Annotated in this window: 20 protein-coding genes; 16 read left to right on the forward strand and 4 right to left on the reverse strand. The window is 68.7% G+C overall.

The features are described 5' to 3' along the window. Positions 1-172: 172 nt before the first annotated feature. The 13 genes from pyrR (at position 173) to ACFRAU_RS12585 (ending at position 15,314) form a co-directional block, all read left to right on the forward strand. Entirely contained in the window at positions 173-757 is a 585-nt protein-coding gene (gene pyrR / locus ACFRAU_RS12525; RefSeq protein ID WP_377994282.1) for a bifunctional pyr operon transcriptional regulator/uracil phosphoribosyltransferase PyrR, read from the forward strand. Then, the gene (locus tag ACFRAU_RS12530; protein WP_377994281.1) at positions 754-1,749 is read left to right on the forward strand and encodes an aspartate carbamoyltransferase catalytic subunit; all 996 of its coding nucleotides are present in this window, start codon (positions 754-756) and stop codon (positions 1,747-1,749) included. The genes pyrR and ACFRAU_RS12530 overlap by 4 nt, the downstream gene beginning before the upstream one ends. Beyond that, on the forward strand, positions 1,749-3,098 hold the full coding sequence (locus tag ACFRAU_RS12535) for a dihydroorotase (RefSeq protein ID WP_378000164.1): 1,350 nt from the start codon (positions 1,749-1,751) through the stop codon (positions 3,096-3,098). The genes ACFRAU_RS12530 and ACFRAU_RS12535 overlap by 1 nt, the downstream gene beginning before the upstream one ends. Continuing rightward, a complete protein-coding gene (locus tag ACFRAU_RS12540) occupies positions 3,098-3,607 on the forward strand; it encodes a hypothetical protein (protein ID WP_377994279.1) in 510 nt (169 codons plus the stop codon). Before ACFRAU_RS12535 ends, ACFRAU_RS12540 begins: the two co-directional genes overlap by 1 nt. 29 nt (positions 3,608-3,636) lie before the next feature. Then, positions 3,637-4,929, forward strand: coding sequence for a glutamine-hydrolyzing carbamoyl-phosphate synthase small subunit (carA, locus tag ACFRAU_RS12545; RefSeq protein WP_378000165.1), 1,293 nt, complete (start codon positions 3,637-3,639; stop codon positions 4,927-4,929). Continuing rightward, positions 4,929-8,273 carry a carbamoyl-phosphate synthase large subunit gene (gene carB, locus ACFRAU_RS12550; protein ID WP_378000166.1) on the forward strand — a complete coding sequence of 1,115 codons (3,345 nt, stop codon included), beginning with the start codon at positions 4,929-4,931 and terminating at the stop codon, positions 8,271-8,273. The genes carA and carB overlap by 1 nt, the downstream gene beginning before the upstream one ends. Then, complete coding sequence (pyrF, locus tag ACFRAU_RS12555; RefSeq protein ID WP_378000167.1) at positions 8,266-9,144, forward strand: orotidine-5'-phosphate decarboxylase; 879 nt, start codon at positions 8,266-8,268, stop codon at positions 9,142-9,144. Before carB ends, pyrF begins: the two co-directional genes overlap by 8 nt. Positions 9,145-9,241: 97 nt before the next feature. Next, the gene (gene mihF / locus ACFRAU_RS12560) at positions 9,242-9,565 is read left to right on the forward strand and encodes an integration host factor, actinobacterial type (RefSeq protein ID WP_377994325.1); all 324 of its coding nucleotides are present in this window, start codon (positions 9,242-9,244) and stop codon (positions 9,563-9,565) included. 43 nt (positions 9,566-9,608) lie between these two features. Next, a complete protein-coding gene (gene gmk, locus ACFRAU_RS12565) occupies positions 9,609-10,205 on the forward strand; it encodes a guanylate kinase (RefSeq protein WP_377994275.1) in 597 nt (198 codons plus the stop codon). A gap of 15 nt (positions 10,206-10,220) precedes the next feature. Beyond that, the gene (gene rpoZ / locus ACFRAU_RS12570; RefSeq protein ID WP_003800778.1) at positions 10,221-10,481 is read left to right on the forward strand and encodes a DNA-directed RNA polymerase subunit omega; all 261 of its coding nucleotides are present in this window, start codon (positions 10,221-10,223) and stop codon (positions 10,479-10,481) included. A gap of 40 nt (positions 10,482-10,521) precedes the next feature. Beyond that, positions 10,522-11,763 carry a bifunctional phosphopantothenoylcysteine decarboxylase/phosphopantothenate--cysteine ligase CoaBC gene (gene coaBC / locus ACFRAU_RS12575; protein ID WP_378000168.1) on the forward strand — a complete coding sequence of 414 codons (1,242 nt, stop codon included), beginning with the start codon at positions 10,522-10,524 and terminating at the stop codon, positions 11,761-11,763. 76 nt (positions 11,764-11,839) lie between these two features. Then, positions 11,840-13,075 carry a methionine adenosyltransferase gene (gene metK / locus ACFRAU_RS12580; RefSeq protein WP_377994273.1) on the forward strand — a complete coding sequence of 412 codons (1,236 nt, stop codon included), beginning with the start codon at positions 11,840-11,842 and terminating at the stop codon, positions 13,073-13,075. 106 nt (positions 13,076-13,181) lie between these two features. Further along, entirely contained in the window at positions 13,182-15,314 is a 2,133-nt protein-coding gene (locus ACFRAU_RS12585) for a primosomal protein N' (RefSeq protein WP_378000169.1), read from the forward strand. A gap of 18 nt (positions 15,315-15,332) precedes the next feature. Here ACFRAU_RS12585 and ACFRAU_RS12590 read toward each other — a convergent pair whose 3' ends face one another. From ACFRAU_RS12590 to ACFRAU_RS12605, 4 genes are all read right to left on the reverse strand, one after another. Beyond that, entirely contained in the window at positions 15,333-16,409 is a 1,077-nt protein-coding gene (locus tag ACFRAU_RS12590) for a glycosyltransferase family 4 protein (protein WP_377994271.1), read from the reverse strand. After that, entirely contained in the window at positions 16,406-17,335 is a 930-nt protein-coding gene (locus ACFRAU_RS12595) for an alpha/beta fold hydrolase (protein WP_378000170.1), read from the reverse strand. The genes ACFRAU_RS12590 and ACFRAU_RS12595 overlap by 4 nt, the downstream gene beginning before the upstream one ends. A 14-nt stretch (positions 17,336-17,349) precedes the next feature. After that, positions 17,350-18,219 carry an aldo/keto reductase gene (locus ACFRAU_RS12600; RefSeq protein ID WP_378000171.1) on the reverse strand — a complete coding sequence of 290 codons (870 nt, stop codon included), beginning with the start codon at positions 18,217-18,219 and terminating at the stop codon, positions 17,350-17,352. A gap of 72 nt (positions 18,220-18,291) precedes the next feature. Then, entirely contained in the window at positions 18,292-18,654 is a 363-nt protein-coding gene (locus ACFRAU_RS12605; RefSeq protein WP_378000172.1) for a VOC family protein, read from the reverse strand. Positions 18,655-18,898: 244 nt separating this feature from the next. Between ACFRAU_RS12605 and ACFRAU_RS12610 the strand changes: the two genes are divergently transcribed. From ACFRAU_RS12610 to ACFRAU_RS12620, 3 genes are read left to right on the forward strand one after another with little or no spacing between them, the layout of a single operon-like run. Next, positions 18,899-19,921, forward strand: a complete 1,023-nt coding sequence (locus tag ACFRAU_RS12610; protein ID WP_377994267.1) for a 3-oxoacyl-ACP synthase III — start codon at positions 18,899-18,901, stop codon at positions 19,919-19,921. Then, positions 19,915-22,569: an alpha/beta fold hydrolase gene (locus ACFRAU_RS12615; RefSeq protein WP_378000173.1), complete on the forward strand. Its 2,655-nt coding sequence runs from the start codon at positions 19,915-19,917 to the stop codon at positions 22,567-22,569. The genes ACFRAU_RS12610 and ACFRAU_RS12615 overlap by 7 nt, the downstream gene beginning before the upstream one ends. Next, positions 22,566-23,543 (forward strand): NAD-dependent epimerase/dehydratase family protein, encoded by a 978-nt coding sequence (locus tag ACFRAU_RS12620; protein ID WP_378000174.1) that lies wholly within the window; start codon positions 22,566-22,568, stop codon positions 23,541-23,543. Before ACFRAU_RS12615 ends, ACFRAU_RS12620 begins: the two co-directional genes overlap by 4 nt. Positions 23,544-23,550 lie beyond the last annotated feature (7 nt).

Consider the following 23,550-nt stretch of genomic DNA (forward strand, 5'->3'; position numbering starts at 1 on the left):
GGTGGGCATCAAAGCACAAAGCACAGCGGTTGGCGGGAAACCCTGGCCCCGCACGGTGTGACGGACGACGCCCTCTGCCGGGGCCGCGGCCGGACGCCCGTGTGGTAATTTTGGAAGGCAAATGTTCCTTTTTTAATTCCGTCCCGTGAGGCGGGGAAAGGGGAGACGAGCGATGACTTCTGTCACGCAGGCACCGGTTCCGGCCAGGGTTGTACTCAACCAGGCGGACATTGACCGTGCCCTCACTCGTATCGCCCATGAAATCCTCGAGGCCAACAAGGGCTCCCAGGATCTGGTGCTGCTCGGCATTCCCCGCCGCGGCTACCCGCTGGCGGTCCGGCTCGCCCAGAAAATCGCCGCCGCCGATCCCGCCGTGGACGCCGCCGCGATCGTTGGCCAGTTGGACGTCACCATGTTCCGGGACGATCTTTCCCACCAGCCCACCCGGCCGCCGCACCGGACCCAGCTGCCGCTGACGGGCATCGACAACAAGGTCGTCGTGCTGATCGACGACGTCCTGTACTCCGGCCGGACCATCCGTGCCGCACTGGACGCGCTCGTGGACCTCGGCCGGCCGCGCATCGTGCGCCTGGCTGTCCTGATTGACCGGGGCCACCGCGAACTTCCCATCCGCGCCGACCACGTGGGCAAGAACCTGCCCACGTCCTCCGCCGAAAAGGTCCGGGTCCGGCTCGAGGAGACCGACGCCGTCGACGGCCGGGCAGTCAACGAAGTGGTTATCGAGGGCGGCGCATGAAGCACCTGCTCTCTACCGAAGACCTCAGCCTGGCCAACGCCGTCCGCATCCTCGACACCGCCGAAGAGATGTCGACCGTGGGGGAGCGCGAGGTCAAGAAGCTTCCCGCCCTCCGCGGACGGACCGTGGTGAACCTCTTCTTCGAGGATTCCACCAGGACCCGCATTTCCTTCGAGGCCGCAGCCAAGCGGCTCTCCGCGGACGTCATCAACTTCGCCGCCAAGGGATCGTCGGTTTCCAAGGGCGAGTCACTGAAGGACACCGCCCAGACGCTGTCCGCCATGGGTGCTGACGCCGTCGTAATCCGCCACTGGGCCTCCGGTGCACCGCACCGTCTGGCGGCTACCGACTGGATTGACGCGGCAGTCATCAACGCCGGTGACGGCACCCACGAACACCCCACCCAGGCACTGCTGGACGCGTTCACCATGCGCCGGCACTGGACCAAGCTCTCCGGCCTGCCCTCCACGGGGGCGGACCTGCGCGGCATGCGCGTTGCCATTGCCGGCGACGTCCTGCACTCCCGTGTGGCCCGGTCCAACGTCTGGCTCCTGCGCACGCTCGGCGCCGATGTCACCCTGGTGGCGCCGCCCACCCTGCTGCCCATCGGCGTCGAACGCTGGCCCTGCAGCATCAGCTACGACATGGACGAGACCCTGGAAAAGGGTGTCGATGCCGTGATGATGCTCCGCGTCCAGGGCGAGCGGATGAATGCCTCGTTCTTCCCGTCCACCCGGGAGTATTCCCGGCGCTGGGGTTTCGACGACAACAGGCTCCGCGCCCTGGACCGCCTGGGCCTGAAGGACACCATCATCATGCACCCCGGTCCGATGAACCGGGGCCTGGAAATTTCTGCGGCCGCCGCCGATTCGCCCCGTTCCACCGTGCTCGCACAGGTGAAGAACGGCGTCTCGATCCGCATGGCCGCCCTGTACCTGCTGCTCTCCGGGGACACCCGTGAACCAGCCGCCACCCTGAAGGAGAGCAACTGATGGCTGAAGAAACCACGTACCTTATCCGGGGCGCCGCGATCCTTGGCGGCGACGCCGAGGACCTGCTCATCCGCGACGGCGTGATCACGGCCCGGGGCACCGACCTCGCCGCGGACGGTGCCACGGTGATCGACGCCGGCGGCCTCGTCGCACTGCCGGGCATGGTCGACGTCCACACGCACCTCCGCGAACCGGGCCGCGAGGACGCCGAAACGGTGGAAACCGGCACCCGCGCCGCAGCCCTCGGCGGTTTCACCGCCGTGCACGCCATGGCCAACAGCACCCCGGTGGCGGACACCGCCGGCGTCGTGGAGCAGGTCCACAGCCTGGGCCGGGCCGCCGGCTGGGTGGACGTCCGCCCGGTGGGCGCCGTCACCGTGGGGCTCGCCGGCGAGCAGCTCGCCGAGCTCGGCGCCATGGCCGATTCCCGCGCCCAGGTCCGCATGTTCTCCGACGACGGCATCTGCGTCCACGATCCCGTCCTGATGCGCCGCGCCCTCGAGTACGTCAAGGCGTTCGACGGCGTCGTGGCCCAGCACGCGCAGGAACCGCGCCTCACCGCCGGCGCCCAGATGAACGAAGGCGAAGTGTCCGCCGTCCTCGGCCTGACCGGCTGGCCGGCAGTGGCCGAGGAAAGCATCATCGCCCGCGACGTCCTGCTGGCCCAGCACGTGGGCTCGCGGCTCCACGTCTGCCACGTGTCCACGGCGGGCTCGGTTGAGATCATCCGCTGGGCCAAGAGCCGTGGCATCAACGTCACCGCCGAAGTGACCCCGCACCATCTGCTGCTCACCGATGACCTGGTCCGGAGCTACGATCCCGTCTACAAGGTCAACCCGCCGCTGCGCACCAACGACGACGTCCAGGCACTGCGCGCCGCCCTCGCCGACGGCACCATCGACGTCGTCGGCACCGACCACGCTCCGCACCCGAGCGAGCACAAGGAGTGCGAGTGGGCGCAGGCGGCCATGGGCATGACCGGCCTGGAAACCGCCCTGTCCGTGGTCCAGCACGCCATGATCGAGACGGGCCTGATGACCTGGGCCGACTTCGCCCGGGTCACCTCCACCGCGCCGGCCGGCATCGGACGGCTCACGGACCAGGGCCGGCCGCTCGAGAAGGGCGAGCCCGCCAACATCGTCCTCGTGGACCCGGCCGCGCGCTGGACCGTGGATCCCTCCGCGATGGCAACGATGGGACGCAACTCGCCGTTCCGCGGCATGGAACTCCCCGGCAAGGTGGTAGCCACGTTCTTCAAGGGCCACCCCACGGTCCTGGACGGTAAGCTCAACACGCCGTACCGCTACCCGTCGGAAGCACCGGTTGCCGGCGCAGCAGGTGCCAACTGATGGAAAAAGTCCTTCCCGGACTTGCGATGCTGGCGGTCGTCGCCGTCGTTTTTGTCCTGATCTGGATCGGCTGGCGCAGCCGGCTGCGGCGGCAGTCCGACATCGAACAGCTGCCGGCTGTTCCTGCCGGCCTGGGCGAGCCTTTGCTCTCGGCGGACGGGCAGTACGTGGCCTCCACCACCGCGGGGGACTGGCTGGACAGGATCGCCGTGCACGGCCTCGGCATCCGCACCAACGCCGAGCTCTCCATCCATCCGGAGGGCGTGCTCCTGGACCGCTCCGGCGCGCGGCCGCTGTTCATCCCGGCGGCCTCGCTGGCCGGCATCCGGCAGGACAGCGGCATGGCCGGTAAATTTGTGGAAAAGGACGGGCTGCTGATCGTCAGCTGGATGCTCGGAACCCACGCCCTGGACACCGGCTTCCGCACCCGCAGCGCCGCGGACAAGCCGGCCATCCTCAAACAACTTCAGGAAATGATCTACCCAGGCCCCGAGGCGGGTGCCCAATAGTGGAAAGTAATAAAGTGACGGAAACCGAAGTGACAGTAAACGCAGGAACTGCGCCGCAGGCCGCAGCATCCACCCCCGCCGTCCTGGTGCTCGAGGACGGCCGCATCTTCCGCGGCCGCAGCTACGGCGCACAGGGCACCGCCCTGGGGGAAGCGGTCTTCGCCACCGGCATGACCGGCTATCAGGAGACCATTACCGACCCGTCCTACGCACGCCAGCTGGTGGTGCAGACGGCCCCGCACATCGGCAACACCGGCGTGAACAGCGAGGACGCCGAATCCCGCCGCATCTGGGTTGCAGGCTACATCGTCCGCGACGCCGCCCGTCGCCCGTCCAACTGGCGCTCCGAGCGATCTCTCGACTCCGAGCTCGTCGAGCAGGGCATCGTCGGCATCCAGGGCGTGGACACCCGTGCCATCACCCGCCACCTGCGCGAGCACAAGACCATGCGCGCCGGCATCTTCTCCGGCGAGGCAGCCAAGGCCACGGACAAGGAACTCGTCGACGCCGTACTCGCCAGTGAGCCGATGGAAGGCTCCCGGCTTGCCGAGGAAGTCAGCATCGACGAAGCCTACGTGGTGGAGCCCAAGGACCACGGCTGGGACGGCGACGCGCGCTTCAGCATCGCGGCGATCGACCTCGGCATCAAAGCCATGACGCCGGTCCGCTTCGCCGAGCGCGGCGTCCGCGTGCACGTGCTGCCCGCCACGGCCACCATCGACGACGTCAAGGCCGTCAGCCCCGACGGTTTCTTCATGTCCAACGGCCCCGGCGACCCCGCCACCGCCGACAACCAGGTCAAGCTGCTCCGCACCGTCCTGGACGAGAAGCTGCCCTACTTCGGCATCTGCTTCGGCAACCAGATCCTGGGCCGCGCGCTCGGCTTCGGCACCTACAAGCTGCGCTACGGCCACCGCGGCATCAACCAGCCGGTCATGGACCGCCGCACGGGCAAGGTGGAGATCACCTCGCAGAACCACGGCTTCGCCGTCGACGCCCCGCTGGACGGCCCCACCAACGCTCCGGAAGAGCGGTACGGACGGGTCGAGGTCAGCCACGTCAGCCTGAACGACGAGGTCGTTGAAGGCCTGGCCTGCCTGGACATCCCGGCCTTCTCGGTCCAGTACCACCCGGAAGCCGCCGCCGGCCCGCACGACGCCGCGTACCTGTTTGACCGCTTCATCGAGCTGATGGAAGGTAGCCGGGACGGCCGCACCGCCAACCTGTCCAAGGAACCCGTGGACGCCCAGCACCCCGCAGAGGCCCAGCAGAACGGCGCCCAGCCGAGCACGACTGACAACAAGACTGAGGACAAGAAGTAATGCCCAAGAGAACTGACCTTAAGAGCGTCCTGGTCATCGGTTCCGGCCCGATCGTCATCGGCCAGGCCGCTGAATTCGATTACTCCGGCACGCAGGCCCTTCGCGTCCTCAAGGAGGAGGGACTGCGCGTCATCCTCGTCAACTCCAACCCGGCCACCATCATGACCGACCCGGAGTTCGCTGACGCCACCTACATCGAGCCCATCACCCCCGAAGTGGTGGAGAAGATCATCGCCAAGGAGCGCCCGGACGCGGTGCTGCCCACCCTGGGCGGCCAGACGGCGCTCAACACGGCCATCGCGCTGGACAAGAACGGTGTGCTGGAGAAGTACAACGTGGAACTGATCGGTGCGAACATCGCCGCGATCGAGCTCGGCGAGGACCGCGAAAAGTTCAAGGGCGTCGTGGAGCGCTGCGGCGCCGAATCCGCCCGCAGCCACATCATCCACACCATGGACGAGGCCCTGACGGCAGCCGAGGACCTCGGCTACCCCATGGTGGTCCGCCCGTCCTTCACCATGGGCGGCCTCGGTTCCGGCCTGGCATACAACGAAGACGACCTCCGCCGGATCGTCGGCCAGGGCCTGCAGTACAGCCCCACCAGCGAGGTGCTGCTCGAAGAGAGCATCCTCGGCTGGAAGGAATACGAGCTCGAGATGATGCGGGACAAGAACGACAACGTGGTTGTCGTCTGCTCCATCGAGAACTTCGATCCCGTGGGCGTGCACACCGGCGACTCCATCACCGTGGCCCCGGCACTGACCCTCACCGACCGCGAGTACCAGCGGCTCCGCGACATCTCCATCGCGGTCATCCGTGAGGTGGGCGTGGACACCGGCGGCTGCAACATCCAGTTCGCCATCGAACCGGACACCGGACGCGTCGTCGTCATCGAAATGAACCCGCGCGTGTCCCGCTCCTCGGCGCTGGCATCGAAGGCCACGGGGTTTGCGATTGCCAAGATCGCCACCAAGCTCTCGCTCGGCTACACCCTGGACGAGATCCCGAACGACATCACCCAGAAGACCCCGGCCTCCTTCGAGCCCACGCTCGACTACGTGGTGGTCAAGGTCCCGCGGTTCGCGTTCGAGAAGTTCCCCGCCGCCGACAACACCCTCACCACCACCATGAAATCGGTGGGCGAGGCCATGGCCATGGGCCGCAACTTCACCGAAGCCCTGCAGAAGGCGCTGCGCTCCCTCGAACAGAAGGGCTCGCAGCTGGACTTCAGCTCCGTCCCCGAATGGGAAGTGCCGGAACTCATCGAGAAGGCCAAGCGCCCGACGACCGAACGCCTGCATCAGGTGCAGCGCGCCCTGCTCGGCGGCGCGAGCGTGGAGGAACTTTACGAGGCCACCAAGATCGACCCCTGGTTCCTGGACCAGCTCCAGCTGCTCAACGAGATCTCGCAGGAAATCCGCCGGTCCGGCGCCCTCACGCAGGACATGCTCCGCAACGCCAAGCGCCACGGCTTCTCCGACGAACAGATCGGCGCGCTGACCCACAACTCCGAGGCCGTCGTCCGCGGCGTCCGGCAGGCACTGGGCATCCGCCCGGTCTACAAGACCGTGGACACCTGCGCCGCCGAGTTCGCCGCCTACACGCCGTACCACTACTCGGCCTACGACGAGGAGGACGAGGTTGCGCTGCACTCCAAGCCGTCCATCCTCATCCTCGGCTCCGGGCCCAACCGCATCGGCCAGGGGATCGAGTTCGACTACTCCTGCGTCCACGCCTCGATGGCGCTGCGCAAGGCCGGCTACGAGACCGTCATGGTCAACTGCAACCCGGAAACCGTCTCCACCGACTACGACATCTCCACCCGGCTGTACTTCGAGCCGCTGACCCTTGAGGACGTCCTCGAAGTCATCGCGGCCGAGGAGCGCACCGGCGGCGTGATGGGCGTCTTCGTCCAGCTCGGCGGCCAGACCCCGCTGAAGCTGGCCCAGCAGCTGGCCGACGCCGGCGTGCCCATCCTGGGCACCTCGCCCGAGGCGATCGACCTCGCCGAGCACCGCGGCGCCTTCGCCCGGGTGCTGGACGAAGCCGGGCTGGTCTCACCGAAGAACGGCACCGCCGTCTCCTTCGAGGACGCCAAGAAGATCGCGGACGAGATCGGCTACCCGGTCCTGGTCCGCCCGTCCTACGTGCTCGGCGGCCGCGGCATGGAGATCGTCTACGACGAGCCGAACCTGTCCCGCTACATCGCCAACGCCACCGAAATCACCGCCGAGCACCCGGTGCTGATCGACCGGTTCCTTGAGGACGCGGTCGAGATCGACGTCGACGCCCTCTTCGACGGCACGGACATGTACCTGGGCGGCATCATGGAGCACATCGAGGAGGCCGGCGTTCACTCCGGCGACTCCGCCTGTGTCCTGCCGCCCATCACGCTGGGCAACAACGTGCTGGAACGCGTCCGCACCGCCACCCGGGCCATCGCCGAGGGCGTGGGCGTCCGCGGCCTGATTAACATCCAGTTCGCCCTGGCCTCCGACGTCCTCTACGTCCTGGAAGCCAACCCCCGCGCGTCCCGGACTGTGCCCTTCGTGTCCAAGGCCACCGGCGTGCAGATGGCCAAGGCCGCGGCCCTGATCGGCACCGGCGTGACCATCGGCCAGCTCCGCAGCGCCTACAAGATGCTGCCGGAAACCGGCGACGGTTCCACCCTGCCGCTGGACGCACCCGTCTCCGTCAAGGAAGCGGTCCTGCCGTTCAGCCGCTTCCGCACCCCGGAAGGCAAGGTCGTGGACTCGCTGCTCGGGCCGGAAATGCGCTCCACCGGCGAGGTCATGGGCATCGACAAGCACTTCGACACCGCCTTCGCCAAGAGCCAGGCGGGCGCCAACAACGCCCTGCCCACCGAAGGCAAGGTCTTCGTGTCCGTCGCCAACCGCGACAAGCGTTCGGTGATCATGGGCGTCAAGCGCCTCTCCGACCTCGGCTTCGAGATCGTCTCCACCGGCGGCACCGCCGACGTCCTGCGCCGCAACGGCATCCAGGCCACCCCGGTGCGCAAGGTCGCCGAGGGCAGCAGCGCCGAAGGTGAAGGCACCATCGCCGACCTCGTGGTCGCCGGCGAAATCGACATGGTGTTCAACACCCCGTCCGGCGGCGAGGCCCGCAGCGACGGATACGAACTCCGTGCCGCCGCCACGTCCATCGGCATCCCCTGCATCACCACCGTGGCCGAGTTCAACGCCGCCGTCCAGGCCATCGAGGCCCTGCGCACCTACGCCTGGTCCGTGACCAGCCTGCAGGAACACGCCGCAGCGCTCCTTGCGTCGCAGGAGGCGGCCCTGCAGAAGGCAGCCGCGAAGAGCCCGGCAGAGCAGAATGCCTGAGGCAACTGCGGGCGCAAATACTGCCGCAGGCGCCGGCCGGGAGTCGTTCGGCTCCCGGCTGGGCCGGGCCATGGCGGACCGCGGTCCGCTGTGCGTCGGGATTGATCCCCACCCCGCGCTGCTGGGCAGCTGGGGACTGAACGACGACGCCGCCGGCCTGAGGCGCTTTTCACTCACCGCCCTGGAGGCCGTGTCTTCGCTCGCTGCCGCGGTCAAGCCGCAGGTGGCGCTGTACGAACGGCACGGTTCAGCCGGCATGGCAGTCCTCGAAGAGGTTCTCGCTACTGCCCGGGACGAGGGCGTACTGACCATCGCCGACGCCAAGCGCGGCGACATCGGATCCACCATGGCCGCGTATGCCGACGCCTGGCTCAGTGATGGATCTGCCCTCGCCGCGGATTCGGTGACCCTGAGCCCCTACCTGGGCTTCGAGTCCCTGCGGCCGGCCTTGGATCTCGCCGCCGAGCAGGGCCGGGGCGTGTTTGTCCTGGCGCTGACCTCCAACCCGGAGGGCGCCTCAGTGCAGCACGTGGGCGGAAGCGATTCCGTGGCACGCCGGATTGTCCAGGCCGCCGCGGGGGAGAACGAACGGTACTCCGGGCCCCTCGGCTCGGTGGGCCTCGTGGTGGGAGCCACGGTGGGCACGGCACTGGCGGACCTGGAGCTTGACCTCGGGGCCGTCCGGGGGCCGATCCTCGCGCCCGGCCTGGGCGCACAGGGGGCCACACCGGCGGACCTGCGGAAGACCTTCGGTGCCGCCTACCCCCAGGTTCTGGGAACCTCCAGCCGGGACATCCTCAAGGCCGGCCCCGGCGTCCGGGAGCTGAGGGAGGCGGCGGAGCGCACCCTCGCGGGGCTCCGCTCCGAATAGTCCATTGATTTCTCCGGCCGGCAGGGAGTAGGTTCAGGACAAATCCGTGGCTGCTCCAACGCCGCCGGCCGCGGATCCGTTGGCTGACCCCAGGGGAATGACCGTGAGCTTGCGACCCTTGTCACCGCAGGAACGTTCCGACGCACTCAGGAAGGCCGCGGCGGCAAGGGCTGCCAGGGCCTCGGCCAAGGAACGGCTCAAAACGGGTGAGCTGACCGTGGCCCAGATCCTGGACTCCGGCGGCACCGAGGAGGCCATAGCGCGCATGCGCGTTTCGGAACTCCTCGAGGCCCTGCCGGGGATCGGGAAGGTCCGGGCCGCGGCCATCATGGACAGCCTCGGCATCGCCGCGTCCCGCAGGGTCCGTGGCCTGGGCATCCACCAGCGCCGGGCGCTGGTAGATTTTATGAACGAGAAATAGCTTCATCCGAACAGAGTCATCTGTAGACCGTCCAAAGGAATACGTGAGCAACAAACCCGGACTGACAGTCCTCGCTGGTCCTACGGCTGTTGGCAAAGGCACCGTGTCCACCTATATCCGCGACACCTACCCCGAGGTCTGGCTGTCCGTTTCGGCCACCACCCGGGCCCCGCGGCCCGGCGAGGTCGACGGTGTGCATTACTACTTCAAGTCCCAGGAAGAGTTCGAGTCCCTGGTGGCCGCCGGCGAATTCCTGGAGTGGGCCGTGGTGCACGGGCAGAACACCTACGGAACCCTGAAGAGCACCGTCAACCAGGCCATCGCCGAAGGCCGCTCCGTGCTACTGGAGATCGATCTGCAGGGGGCCCGCCAGGTGAAGCAGGCCGTTCCGGACGCCCAGTTCGTGTTCCTGGCACCGCCCAGCTGGGAAGAACTGGTGCGCCGGCTGGTGGGCCGGGGCACGGAATCGGCGGAGGAACAGCAGCGCCGGCTGGAAACCGGTAAAGTAGAGCTTGCTGCTGAACCGGAGTTCGACCACACCGTCATCAATGACGACGTCCGCCGGGCAGCGGACGAGCTTGTTTCACTCATGGGGCTCACGCCGCATCCGCGCCAGTCGCAGACGCCGTCGGCCCGCTAGAAATTTGGAGAATTCGTGTCCACGAACCTTGAAGGCATCATCAACCCGCCGATCGATTCGCTGCTCGAGGCAGCCGATTCCAAGTACGGCCTGGTGATCTTCGGTGCCAAGCGTGCACGCCAGATCAACGCCTACTACGCACAGCTGCACGAGGGCCTGTTCGAGTACGTCGGCCCGCTGGTTGACACCAAGCTGAACGAGAAGTCGCTGTCCATCGCCCTGCGCGAGATCAACGAGGGCAAGCTGGTTTCCACACCGATCGAAGCTGCAGAGTAAACTCCGCAGAGTAAACAGACTGCCTGCTGACGGAGTTCACGTGCGCATAGTCCTCGGAGTCGGGGGAGGGATCGCCGCCTACAAGGTGGCATCGCTCCTCCGGCTTTTTACTGAAGCCGGCCATGACGTCACCGTCATCCCCACGGAAGCAGCCACCCGCTTTGTCGGCGTCGCCACCTGGGAGGCCCTGTCCGGGAACCCGGTGACCAACAGCGTGTTCGACGACGTCGACCAGGTGAAGCACGTCCGGCTGGGCCACGAGGCAGACCTGATCGTGGTGGCCCCCGCGACGGCCGACCTCCTGGCCCGTGCCGCCACCGGCCAGGCCAATGACCTGCTCACCAACACGCTCCTCATGGCGAGCGGCCCGGTCCTGTTCGCCCCGGCCATGCACACGGAAATGTGGCAGCATGCGGCCACCCAGGCCAACGTCGAAACTCTGCGCAGCCGCGGCGTAACCGTCCTCGAACCCGCCAGCGGGCGGCTGACCGGCAGCGACTCCGGCCCCGGCCGGCTGCCCGAGCCCGAGGCCATCTTTGACGCCGCCATGGCACTTGCCCACGGCCTCCAGTCCGACGCCGGGCGGCTCCTTCCGCTGGCCGGCCGCAACGTTACCATCAGCGCCGGCGGCACCCGGGAGCCCCTGGACCCCGTCCGGTTCCTGGGCAACCGCTCCTCGGGCAAGCAGGGCGTGGCGCTGGCCGCCGCTGCCCGCGATGCCGGAGCCACCGTCCGGCTCGTGGCCGCCCATATGGAGGTGCCCGCACCTCCGGGCGTCGAACTCACCGCCGTCGAAACGGCCCTGCAGCTCCGCGAAGTCATGCTGGCAGCGGCAGCGGAGTCCGACGTCGTGATTATGGCGGCGGCAGTGGCCGATTTCCGGCCGGCGCAGGTGTCCGGCAGCAAGATCAAGAAGCGGGATGACACCGCGGACCCGGTGATCACGCTTGTCCGCAACCCCGATATCCTGCAGGAGCTTGTCGCGGTGCGCGACGCCGCCGGCAGCAGCCAGCTCGTGGTGGGCTTTGCCGCCGAGACCGGTGATGAACAGGGCGATGTGCTCTCCTACGCCGAGGCAAAGCTCAGGCGCAAGGGCTGCGACCTGCTGGTGGTGAACCATGTGGGCGCCGACAAGGTCTTCGGCCAGGACCACAACTCCGTGGTCATCCTCTCGCGGGCCGGCTCCGAGCCCCAGTCGGCCTCGGGCTCCAAGCAGGACGTCGCCGCCATTGTCATTGACCGCATCGGCTCCGAACTGAGCCGGGTCTTTCCGCGAACCTGAGGGGCGTAAGCAACGTCTCCTTAGCATGGGGACACACGCTGCCGCCCCTCCGTTTGCCAACCAGTAAGGTAGTTGAGTGACTTTACCGCTGCACATTCCAGAATCCCACGGGTCCGCACCCGCCGCTCTTCGGCTCTTCACCTCGGAGTCGGTAACTGAAGGGCACCCGGACAAGATCTGTGACCAGATCAGTGATGCGATCCTGGACGCCCTGCTGGCCAAGGACCCCGAGTCCCGCGTCGCCGTCGAGACCATGGCCACCACCGGCCTGGTCCACGTGGCCGGCGAAGTGACCACCGACGCGTATGTCGAAATCCCGCAGATCGTCCGCGAGACGATCCTGGGCATCGGCTACGACTCCTCCGCCAACGGCTTCGACGGCGCACGGTGTGGGGTTTCCGTGTCCATCGGACAGCAGTCCAACGACATTGCCGGCGGCGTCTTCAATTCCCTGGAAGCCCGCGAAGGCCGCCAGGAGGACGACTACGACCTTCAGGGCGCCGGCGACCAGGGCCTCATGTTCGGCTATGCCAGCGACGAGACCCCGTCCTACATGCCCGTGCCGATCTGGATCGCGCACCGCCTGTCGGAGCGGCTCACCGAGGTCCGCAAGAGCGGCCAGCTGTCCTACCTCCGCCCGGACGGCAAGACCCAGGCCACCATCGGGTACGACGGCGACCGGCCGGTTTCCGTGGAAACCATCGTGATCTCCAGCCAGCACGCCGACGGCTTCAGCCTCGACCAGCTGCGCGCCGACCTCGCGACGCACGTCATCGACCCCGTCCTCGCCCTCGCCGACCTGGACATTTCGCGCACCACCAACATTCTGAACCCTGCAGGCGCGTTCGTGATCGGCGGCCCGGTGGGCGACGCCGGGCTCACCGGCCGCAAGATCATCGTGGACACCTACGGCGGCATGGCCCGCCACGGCGGCGGCGCCTTCTCCGGCAAGGACCCGTCCAAGGTGGACCGCTCCGCGGCATACGCCATGCGCTGGGTTGCCAAAAACGTGGTTGCCGCGGGACTCGCCAAGCGCGCCGAGATCCAGATCGCTTACGCAATCGGCCAGGCGCGCCCCGTGGGAACCTACGTCGAGACGTTCGGCACCGAGACGGTGGACCCGGCAAAGATCAGCGCCGCGATTGCTGAGATCTTCGATCTGCGCCCCCGCGCCATCATCGACGCCCTGGACCTCAAGCGCCCCATCTATGCCAAGACGGCCGCTCACGGCCACTTCGGCCGCGACGATCCGGACTTCACCTGGGAGCGCCTGGACCGCGTGGACGACCTGAAGGCGTACTTCAACGCCTGAGCCGTCCCGTCCGCGGCCTGAGCCGTCCCGTCCGCGGCCGTCAGCAGCCGGGAATGTCAGACCCGTGTGATTGGCTGATGGGTAACCCAGGACGGAGGTAAGGCGCATGGCTCCAAACGGCGTGTCTTCGCAGTCAACGCCAGAACCCCTGCAGCTCTCACTGCTGCAGGGGTTCCCTGCCACGGCCAGGCCCGCAGGCGGTCCGGCGCTGGCCGCCGTCCGCCCGGTGGCGCGCGTGCTCATCGAGTCCCCGCTGCCGCACCTGGACCGGCCGTTCGACTACAGTGTGCCCGCCGAACTGGATGACGACGCCCAACCGGGCGTGCGGGTCCGGGTGAAGTTCAGCGGCCAGGAACTCGGCGGCTACATCCTGGACCGCGTTGCGGAGTCCGACGCCGGCCAGCCCCTCGTCCCGCTGCATAAGGTCGTCTCGCCGGTCGCCGTCCTGACCAAGGACCTGCAGGAGCTCGCCGGGCGCGTGGCCGCACGCTATGCAGGAACCGTCAGCGATGTGCTCCGCGTGGCCATCCCGCCGCGGGTGGTCAAGGTGGAGAAGGAGCTCGCCGGTGCCGAGCCGGCCGGGCCTCCCGCCCCCCACGACCTGTCCGGCTCCGGCTGGACCGCACCCTCCGGCTGGGACAGGTACCGGAACGGCGCCGCCTTCCTCCGCCATCTTGCGTCCGGAGGCTCGCCCCGGGCCGCCCTCAGCGCCCTGCAGGGATTCGGGCCGGACGGCTGGCCGCGGCTTATCGCGGAGGCCGTGGCGGCGGTCCGGCAGTCCGGACGCGGCGCGGTCGTCGTCGTTCCCGACTACCGCGACCTGGACCGCGTCCAGGCTGCGCTCGAGGACATCCTGCCCGCCGAAGACGTCGCGCGGCTGACGGCCGACGACGGCCAGACGCCCAGGTACCGCAGCTACCTCCGTGTCCTCAAGGGCTCCGCGGGCGTCGCCGTGGGCACCCGCTCGGCTGCCTACGCGCCGGTACACAATCTGGGACTCGTTGTTTGCTGGGACGACGGCGACGACCTCCATGTCGAACAGCGTTCCCCTTACGCCCACGCCCGCGAGGTGTTGCTGCTCCGTGCCGGGCAGGAGGGCGCGGCCTGCCTGCTGGCAGGGCACGCGCGCAGCACGGAGGTGCAAAGGCTGGTGGATGCCGGCTGGGCAATGCCCGTGGAAGCCGAACGCACGGTGCTCCGCCGCACGGTTCCCCGGGTCCTCAACACCGCCGACAGCTTTGAGCAGGAGCGCGACCCGCTCGCCCGGCTGGCAAGGCTGCCGGGTGCCGCGTGGCGAACGGCCAAGGAAGCACTGGAACGCGGCCCGGTCCTGGTGCAGGTTGCCCGGGCCGGGTACGCGCCGTCGCTGGCGTGCGAAACCTGCCGGGAACCCGCGCGCTGCCCGTCGTGCCAGGGGCCGCTCGCCATGGCCGGCAGCGCTGCCGTTCCCCAGTGCCGCTGGTGCTCGACGCCGGCACCGGCCTGGCGTTGCGGGCACTGCCAGGGCATCCGGCTGCGCCGGGGCGCAGCCGGCGTACTTCGCACAGCCGAGGAACTGGGCCGGGCGTTTCCCGGCAAGGCCGTGGTCACCTCCTCCGGCCAGAACGTCAAGGCCACGGTGCCGGATGCCTGTGCGCTGGTGGTGGCCACGGTGGGTGCCGAGCCTGTTGCTGCGGGCGGGTACGCGGCGGCGCTGCTGCTCGACGGCGATTCGCTGCTGCGCCGGGAGAACCTGCGCGCGGGCGAGGACGCCGTGCGCCGCTGGTTCAACGCCGCCGCCCTCGTCCGGCCTGCCACAGACGGCGGGATCGTCGTCATCACCGCCGACGACACCGCCGCCGTCGGCGCGCTGCTGCGGTGGGATCCGGCGGGCTATGCCCAGCGGGAACTGGGGCTGCGCGCGGAGCTGCAGCTGCCCCCGGCGGTGAGGGTGGCCGCCGTCACCGGCGGCAGCACCGCCGTCGGCCATTTCACGGCCTCAGCTACGAAGCTTCTTGCCGCCGAGGGAGTGGAACTGCGCGTCGCGGGACCGGCGCCGCTGCTGCAGACGGCAGGCACCCCGGCAGCCGGCAGCCAGCCAGCGGGCACGGAAGGTGTGGACGTGCGCACGCTGCTGTTCATCCCGTACGCGCAGGCCGCCACCGTGACCAGGGTTCTTCGGGCTACGAAGGCAGCAGGCGCGGCGAAACGCACCGAAGACCCGGTGCAGTTGCGGCTGGACGGCGTTGACGTGCTCTGACTGCCTGCAGTTGGCCGGCTACCGCCGGCGCAGTGCCATGACTTCTGCCGCTACGTCCACCAGCTGGCGGGCGGATTCGTCCCAGCTGAACTGCTCTGCGCGTGCCACGGAGCGCCGGGAGACATCCTGCCAGTGCTGCCCGTCCCCGAGGCTGCGGACGGCGGCAGTGAACTCCGGCGCTGACTCGGCAGCAACGTAGGTGGCGGCGTCCGCCCCCACCTCGCGGAAGATCGGGATGTCGCTGGCGATCACCGGTGTGCCCAGCGCCATGGCCTCCACCAGGGGCAGGCCATAGCCCTCGGCCTTGGACAGCGTGACCAGTGCGGTGGTGCGGTTCAGCAGTGCCGTGTATTCGTCGTCGGTCACGCCGTTATGGAAAACAACGTTTGCGCCGGACGGGATCTGCGCCTCAAGCTCGGCGCGGCGGTGCGGCGTGATCCGGCTGAGCAGATGCAGCGTGTAGTCAGGCAGGCCGGCCATCCCGGCGAGCAAGGTTTCGACGTTCTTGTAGGGCATGAACGATCCCATGTAGAGCAGTGTTTTCTCCGGGGCCGCTGCAGGGTCGCGGGGCTGCTGGGCCGGCTGTGGCGCGTTGCTGACGATGCGGACCGGACGGCTCGTCAGGCGGTACTTGGCCATCAGGGCCTCCGTGGTCCTGCTGATGGTGGCGACGACGTCGGCACGGTTGAGCAGGAGCCGCTGGGGCCAGAACGCCTTGTGGTACAGGCGCCACAGGATCCGGACCGGGGCCGGCAGGAAGCCCGGCGGTGCCGGGTGTTCGTAGTAGATGAGGTCGTGCAGGGTGAGCACCAGTCCGTACTTGCGTCCCCACGTGCCCATGGTCTGCATGGGGCACACCACCACGTCCGCCCCAAGCTGATTGACCTTCCTGGCCACGAAGAGCTCGGCAGGGGAGAGCGGGCTGCCGATGAGCGTGTAGGGGACGTCGGGGAGCAGGGCCAGTTGCCGAAAATCGCTGATGAGCATGGACACATCGGCGATCTTGGAGACGGCCGCAATGAGGCTGGAGCCGTAGCGGCTGATGCCGTCGTGGTGGTCCGTCCGGGTGAAACGGGCATCGATCACTATCTTCACGCGGGGTGGTCCTTAAGGAAGCGGCGGATGAATCCTGCGGCCGGCCCGGGCGTTTCGTAGTGGATCAGGTGGCCGACGCCCGGGATGACATCGAGCGTCGCGTCGGGCAGCAGCGCCGCAAGCCGGTGCTGGTCACGCAGTAAGGCGATTTCGTCCTTTTCGCCGGCGATCAGCAGCACGGGCAGGGTGAGCCCGGCCGCGACTTCGGCCACGTTGCTGCTGACGGAGGCGGTGAAGGATTCCATCAGGCTCTCGCGGTTGGCGAACGCACTGAAGTATGCGTGGTGCTGCCCGTGGATGAACCGCAGCAGGTCCTTGTCCTTCGTCTTCGCCATGGCGATGCTCATCACCCGCACGATGAGCGGGCTGCGGAGCAGGGCCAGGCCAAGTGGACGGGGGAGCCGTGCGGAAAGGCGGTAGTACAGCACGGCCAGCCGGGTCATGACGCCCTTGGGGCCCTCCAGGGCGGGCGCGGCGATGGGGTTGACCAGGATCAGCGGGCGGACCGCGTCCGGCTGGGCAGCGACGAAATGGGCGGCCAGGATGGAACCGAACGAATGCCCCAGCAGCACGGTGTCCGGTCCGAGTCCCAGGGCGGTCATGAAATCGTTGATGAACCGGCCGTAACGTTCCACGCTGTGTGCGCCGTCAGTGAACGCCGCGGAGCTGCCAAAGCCGGGAAGGTCCGGCATGATCAGGCGCATCTCGGGGAGCTGGTCGGCCACCCGGAGCAGGCCGTGGTGGTCGCCGCGGAAACCGTGGATGACCAGGATGGTGCGCGTTTCAGGCGTGGTCCTTGCAGGTTCGTAGACCCAGTAGGCAACGTTGCTGCCCGCCACCCGCACGGTGGCTGCACGGGTGCGGGCGGCGAGTCCGCTGCTGACGAAGGATGGTGTTGTGGCGGGCTCGGAGTCGGCTGTTCTCATCTGCTGGGGGAGTCCTAGTTAACGTTGTCGGGGTGGGAGCCGGTGCGGTGGCCGCGTTCCAGGGCTTCGATGTCCGCTATGTCCAGGGTTGAGAGCTCGAAGCCGAAGACGTCGAGGTTCTCCCGGATCCGGGCGGCGGAGCTAGCCTTGGGGATGGTGACATTGCCCAGCTGGATCTGCCAGCGGAGGACAATCTGGGCGGGGCTCACCTTGTGCTCGGCCGCAAGCGCGCCGATGACGGGATCCTCCAGCACCTGTCCGCGGCCCAGGGGGCTCCACGCCTCGGTGAGGATTCCCAGACCACGGTGCTTCTCCCGCAGCTCGGCCTGCTGCAGCCACGGATGCAGCTCGATCTGGTTGACGGCCGGCACCACCTCGGCTGTTTCCAGCAGCTGGTCCAGGTGCTGCGGCTGGAAATTGGACACGCCGATGGCCCGCACCTTGCCCTCGCGGTAGAGCGTCTCCAGGGCGCGGTAGGTCTCCTGGAACAGGTCCCGCTTCGCGCACGGCCAGTGGATCAGGTACATGTCCACGTATTCCAGGCCGAGGTTGATCATGGACGTGTCGAAGGCGCGCAGTGTCGCGTCATAGCCGTGGTCGTCATTCCACACCTTGGTGGTGATGAACAGGTCTTGCCGCGAGGTGCCGGGGGCGGCCTCACCCGAACCGCCGGCGGCGGTTTCCGTGGCGAACACCTCGACCAGGCCGCGCGCCACCCCGGATTCGTTCCCGTACATGGCAGCCGTGTCGAAATGGCGGTACCCGGCTTCCAGCGCGGTCGCCACCAGGTTGGCGGTGTCTTTCGGCGGAACCTTGTAAAGCCCGAAGCCCAACTGGTCGATCAGCACGCCGTTGTTCAGGCTGAGCCGGGGTGAGGTAGTCATGGATACGACTCTACCGATACCGCGCCGCGCCGCGTGTGACCGGCAGGTTCAGTTTCAGGCCAGGCCGCGGGTTCAGCCCCAGCAGAGGCAGAAGGGGTGGCCGGCAGGGTCCGCGTAAACCTGGAAGCCCTCGGTGGAGGTGATGTCCTCGGCCGGCTTCAGCAGGCGTGCACCGAGGGAGATCGCCTCATCGTGGGCGGATGCGACGTCCTCGACGTAGAGGTCAAGGTGGATCTGCTGCGGGTTGCCGTCAGGCCATTCCGGCGGCACGTGGTTCGGCGCGAGCTGAAAACCCAGACGCGGGTTCCCGCCGACGCTGACGGTGTGCCAGTCATCCTCGGCGTCCACGGTGCCGCCCAGCAGGCCCGCCCAGAAGGCACTCTCGGCAGGAAGGTCGGCGGCGTCGAACACAACGATCTGTCGGGTAATTTTCATGCGGTCATCCTTGCACGCCCACGGTGATTTTCCGAGAGCGTTGCACCGGTTTTCGGTTGTTCGGACGGTGACAGGCTTCTGGGCAGGGGCGGCAACTCCGCGCAAAAGCCTGCGGAGCCAACACGGCGCAGAGGGTGCGAAATAGCGTGATCCGGGCTCGCACCGGCATAGTTAAGCCCTTGGGCTTGCGCGTGTGGGTACAGTCACCGCATGAACGCAGGACGGAAACGAACAGGGGCTTGACTTGGCAGGGAATGCAACCTTCCGGCACAGCAACACCGCGCTGCTGTCGGTGAGCAGTGTCGAAGCTCCGAGGATCGTGAGTTCCACGGATTTCGATCGCAGGTTGGCTTCGACGCTGCAGCGGCTGAAGTTTCCGCCGCGGCTGCTGGAGCGCGTTTCCGGCATCACGCACCGCCGCTGGTGGGCCGCCGGGACATCGTTCGATGACGCCGCGGTCGAAGCCGGCGCGAAGGCCCTGGCCGAGGCTGGCGTCGAAGCGTCCGAAATCGGCCTGCTGATCAACACGTCGGTCACGCGGCGCAACCTGGAGCCGTCCGTCGCGGTGAAGATCCACCACGGACTCGGCCTGCCGTCGTCGGCCATGAACTTCGACCTGGCCAACGCCTGCCTCGGATTCGTCAACGGCCTGACCCTGGCGGCCAACATGATCGACTCCGGCCAGATCAAGTACGCCATGATCGTCAACGGCGAGGACGCCGAGGCAACGCAGGAGGCCACCCTGGCCCGGCTGCAGCGGCCCGAGACCACGCGCGAAGACTTCAGCCGGGAGTTCGCCACGCTCACTCTTGGATCCGGGGCTGCCGCCGCCGTCCTGGGCCCGGCGGACCAGCACCCCGGCGCGCACCGGATCGTCGGCGGCGTGATGCGGGCCGGCACCGAGCACCATGAACTGTGCGTGGGCGGCATCGACGGCATGGCAACGGACACGAGGGGCCTGCTCGACGGCGGCCTGCGGCTTGTGGTCGACGCCTGGCACGAGGCACAGCCGGAATGGAACTGGGGCTCGATGGACCGGTACGTCACGCACCAGGTGAGCAATGCCTACACGAAGGCCATCATTGACGCGATCGACCTGGACCCGGACAAGGTTCCCATCACGTTCCCGCACTGGGGCAATGTGGGCCCGGCCTCCCTCCCGATGACCCTGGCCGCAGAGGCGCAAACCCTCGAAACCGGGCACCGCGTGCTGTGCATGGGCGTCGGTTCCGGTCTTAACACCGCCATGATGGAAATCGTTTGGTAGCCGCCGACTGGCCCGGCGTCGACGCCGCATGGTCACGCGAAATCGATGTGGCCTCAACCTCCGCTGCCGATGAGCCCGGAACCGTTCGCCGCTGGCACCTGCTGGACAACGCTGCGCAGCTCTCCCGCCGCGGCCTGACTCCCGCCGGCACCCTGCTGTGCGTCCACGGGAACCCGACGTGGTCCTACCTGTGGCGGAGCCTGCTGGCCGCCGGATCCGACCCCGCGCATCCCTGGCGGGTGGTGGCGGTGGACCAGCTGGATATGGGGTTCAGCGAGCGCACCGGCGCCTTCCGGCGCCTTGCGGACCGGATCAACGACCTGGGTGACCTTACCGACGCGCTGGGCCTGGCCGGGCCGGTCGTTACGGTGGGCCACGACTGGGGCGGGGTGATCAGCCTGGGCTGGGCCCTGGCGCACCCGCAGCTGCTCGCCGGGGTGGTGCTGACCAACACCGCCGTCCACCAGCCCTCCGATTCGGGGATCCCGCCGGCCCTGCGGCTGGCCTTGCACCCCGCCGTGCACGGGTGGGGAACGACGACGTCGGACGCCTTTCTCCGGGTGACGCATTCCCTCGCCCACCCGCCGCTTCCCGCCGCCATCCGGAAGGCCTACATGGCCCCGTACCGCGGCGCCGGCCGGCGCGCCGGCGTAGGGAACTTCGTCGCGGACATTCCGGCCGACGCGTCCCATCCCAGCTTCCCTGCGCTTAGCGGCGTCGCCGAAGGGCTGCGCGGGCTGAAGGTTCCGGCCCTAATGCTCTGGGGACCGAGGGACCCGATCTTTTCCGACCGGTACCTCAAGGACCTCATCACTCGGCTGCCGCACGCGACAGTGCACCGCTTCGAGGGGGCCGGCCACCTGGTCGCGGAAGACCGGGACATCGCCACTCCCGTTTTCGAATGGCTCCCCGGGCCCGGCCGGGACAGTGGAACTGCCGTGCAGGAGATACAAGCCGAGGACGACGGCGTCCCGCCCCTTTGGGGGCCTCTCACCGAACTGGCGGCAGGAACCGCTCGCGGGGACACCGCCGTCGCGGAAATGGCCGCGGACGGCAGCGTCGCCCGCTGGCTCAGCTGGCAGGAGCTGGAAGGGAACGTCACCGCCGTCGCGGCGGGTCTGAGGGAGGCCGGCGTACGGCGCGGCAGCCGGGTGAGCCTGATGGTTCCGCCGGGCGTAGACCTGACCGTCGTCCTCTACGCCTGCCTGCGGCTCGGCGCGGTGGTGGTCGTGGCAGATGCCGGTCTGGGCACCCGCGGCCTGAGCCGCGCTGTGAAGGGCGCCACCCCGGATATCCTCATCGGGATCGACAAGGCGCTGGCAGCTGCCTCAGTCCTCGGCTGGTCGGGACGGCGCATCAGCGTGCAGGACCTGTCCGCCGCCCGCCGCCGCCTCCTCGGCGTCGAAACCTCCCTCGCCGCCCTCGCCCGGCGCGGAGCCGGACTCAGCCCGGAACCGCCGTCGGCGGGGCCGGACCCGGACGCCGACGCCGCCGTGCTCTTCACCTCCGGTTCCACCGGTCCGGCCAAGGGCGTGCTCTACACGCACCGGCAGCTGGCTGCGATGCGGGACACGGTGGCGGAAACGTTCGGGATCCGTTCCGGTGCCCGGCTGGTGGCGGCCTTCGCGCCGTTCGCCCTGCTGGGACCGGCGCTCGGGGCCGTCTCGGTGACGCCCGCCATGGACGTCACGCTGCCCCGAACCCTCACCGCCCACGCGCTGGCGGACGCCGCAGCGGCCATCAACGCCACAGTCGTCTTCGCCTCGCCGGCGGCGTTGCGCAACGTCATTGCCACCCGGGATGGCGTGAGTGAGGACCGGCATCAAGCCTTGGGACGCGTGGAGCTGCTTCTCTCCGCCGGGGCGCCCGTCCCCGAAGCCCTCCTCACCCGGGTGCAGCGGCTGCTGCCCCGGGCTTCGCTGCACACGCCGTACGGGATGACCGAGGCACTGCCCGTTACCGACATCAGCCTCGAACAGATCCGGACGGCGGAGGCTGACGCCGCCGCCGGTACAGTGCCGGGGGCCGGCAACGGCGTTTGCGTGGGCCGGCCGGTACACGGCGCCCGCGCGGCCGTCATCCCGCTTGCCGCAGACGGCACCGCACCCGGGAACGAGCCGGTCACGGAACCGGGAGTGACCGGCGAGATCCTCGTCAGCGCCCCGCATGTGAAGGAAGCCTACGACAGGCTCTGGCTGACCCAGCGCGAGAGCGTCCGAACGGCCGGGTGGCACCGCACCGGCGACGTGGGGCACTTCGACGCCGCCGGCCGGCTCTGGGTGGAGGGACGTCTCGCCCACATCGTGACGGCGCCCGGCGCCGTCGTGACGCCCGTGGGCACCGAACAGGCCATCGAACGCCTGGACAGCGTTGGCCAGGCCGCCGTCGTCGGCGTCGGTCCGCCGGGGACGCAGGCTGTGGTCGCCGTCGTCGAGACCGTGCCGCCCGCCCGCAAAGCCGGCCCGGCTGCGCCGCAGTTGGCCGGGCGCGTCCGCGGGGCGGCCCTCGAGGCGGGCGTCAACATCTCCGCCGTGCTTGCAGTCCCCGCACAGCCCACCGACATCCGGCACAACGCCAAGATCGACAGGACCCGCCTGGCCCGCTGGGCTTCACGCTTGCTGGCCGGCGGCCGTCCGGGAAAGCCATGAGGGTCCTCGTCACCGGCGCAAGCGGGCTGCTCGGACGGGAAGTGGCCCGGCTGCTGGTCCGCCAGGGCCATGCCGTGGCGACCTTCCAGCGCCGTCCTTCAGGAGTCGACGGCGCTGCGGACTTCTGCGGGTCCGTCACGGACGACGACGCCGTTCGCCGCGCCGTCGCCGGCGCCGAGGGCGTCATCCACCTGGCCGCGAAGGTTTCCTTTACTGGCCGCGCCGTGGAGTTCAACGAGGTGAACGTCGAAGGGACCCGCCAGCTGCTCCGCGCGGCCCGCGACGCCGGCGTACGGGACGTGGTGTTTGTCTCTTCCCCGTCCGTTGCCAACTCCGGTGCCGCCATCGCCGGGCTGGGTGCGGAGCCGGCTGACCCGGCGCACGCGCACAGCGACTACTCCCGCACCAAGGCCGAGGCGGAGCTGCTGGCGCTGGCCGCGGACGCTCCCGACTTCCGGGTCGCGGCGGTGCGCCCGCACGTCGTCTGGGGCCCCGGCGACACCCAGCTGGTGGAACGGGTCCTCGCACGGGCAGGCCGCAGCCGCCTGCCGCTCCTCGACGCCGGTGCTGCCCTGATCGACACCACCTACGTGGACAACGCCGCCTCGGCCATCGTCGCGGCGCTGCACCGCATGGAACACATCCACGGCAGGGCCCTGGTTGTCAGCAACGGCGAACCCCGCCCGGTCGGCGAGCTGCTGGCGGGCATATGTGCTGCCGGCGGCGTCCCTGTGCCGTCGTGGAGTGTGCCGGGCGGGGCGGCACGGGCGGTTGGAACGGTGGTGGAAATGGTGTGGACCTGGGCCGGGCGGAAAGAGGAGCCGCCGATGACCAGGTTCCTTGCGGAGCAGCTCTCCACTGCCCACTGGTTCGATCAGCGCGAGACCCGTGAGCTCCTCGACTGGACGCCCGCTGTCTCGCTTGATGACGGTCTGGCGAGACTGGCCCAGCACTATGGTTCCCTCAGAAGCTGACTGCCGC

The organism is Arthrobacter sp. NPDC056691 (assembly GCF_042791415.1).
GTDB lineage: Bacteria > Actinomycetota > Actinomycetes > Actinomycetales > Micrococcaceae > Arthrobacter.

What these genes read in the sequence shown, in the direction of transcription:
- ACFRAU_RS12540 (WP_377994279.1), top strand. Translation starts at nt 3,098, where the DNA reads ATGGAAAAAGTCCTTCCCGGACTTGCGATGCTGGCGGTCGTCGCCGTC.
- pyrR (WP_377994282.1), top strand. Translation starts at nt 173, where the DNA reads ATGACTTCTGTCACGCAGGCACCGGTTCCGGCCAGGGTTGTACTCAAC.
- pyrF (WP_378000167.1), top strand. Translation starts at nt 8,266, where the DNA reads ATGCCTGAGGCAACTGCGGGCGCAAATACTGCCGCAGGCGCCGGCCGG.
- mihF (WP_377994325.1), top strand. Translation starts at nt 9,242, where the DNA reads ATGACCGTGAGCTTGCGACCCTTGTCACCGCAGGAACGTTCCGACGCA.
- ACFRAU_RS12530 (WP_377994281.1), top strand. Translation starts at nt 754, where the DNA reads ATGAAGCACCTGCTCTCTACCGAAGACCTCAGCCTGGCCAACGCCGTC.
- ACFRAU_RS12595 (WP_378000170.1), bottom strand. Translation starts at nt 17,335, where the DNA reads ATGAGAACAGCCGACTCCGAGCCCGCCACAACACCATCCTTCGTCAGC.
- carB (WP_378000166.1), top strand. Translation starts at nt 4,929, where the DNA reads ATGCCCAAGAGAACTGACCTTAAGAGCGTCCTGGTCATCGGTTCCGGC.
- ACFRAU_RS12620 (WP_378000174.1), top strand. Translation starts at nt 22,566, where the DNA reads ATGAGGGTCCTCGTCACCGGCGCAAGCGGGCTGCTCGGACGGGAAGTG.
- ACFRAU_RS12600 (WP_378000171.1), bottom strand. Translation starts at nt 18,219, where the DNA reads ATGACTACCTCACCCCGGCTCAGCCTGAACAACGGCGTGCTGATCGAC.
- ACFRAU_RS12605 (WP_378000172.1), bottom strand. Translation starts at nt 18,654, where the DNA reads ATGAAAATTACCCGACAGATCGTTGTGTTCGACGCCGCCGACCTTCCT.
- ACFRAU_RS12585 (WP_378000169.1), top strand. Translation starts at nt 13,182, where the DNA reads ATGGCTCCAAACGGCGTGTCTTCGCAGTCAACGCCAGAACCCCTGCAG.
- ACFRAU_RS12535 (WP_378000164.1), top strand. Translation starts at nt 1,749, where the DNA reads ATGGCTGAAGAAACCACGTACCTTATCCGGGGCGCCGCGATCCTTGGC.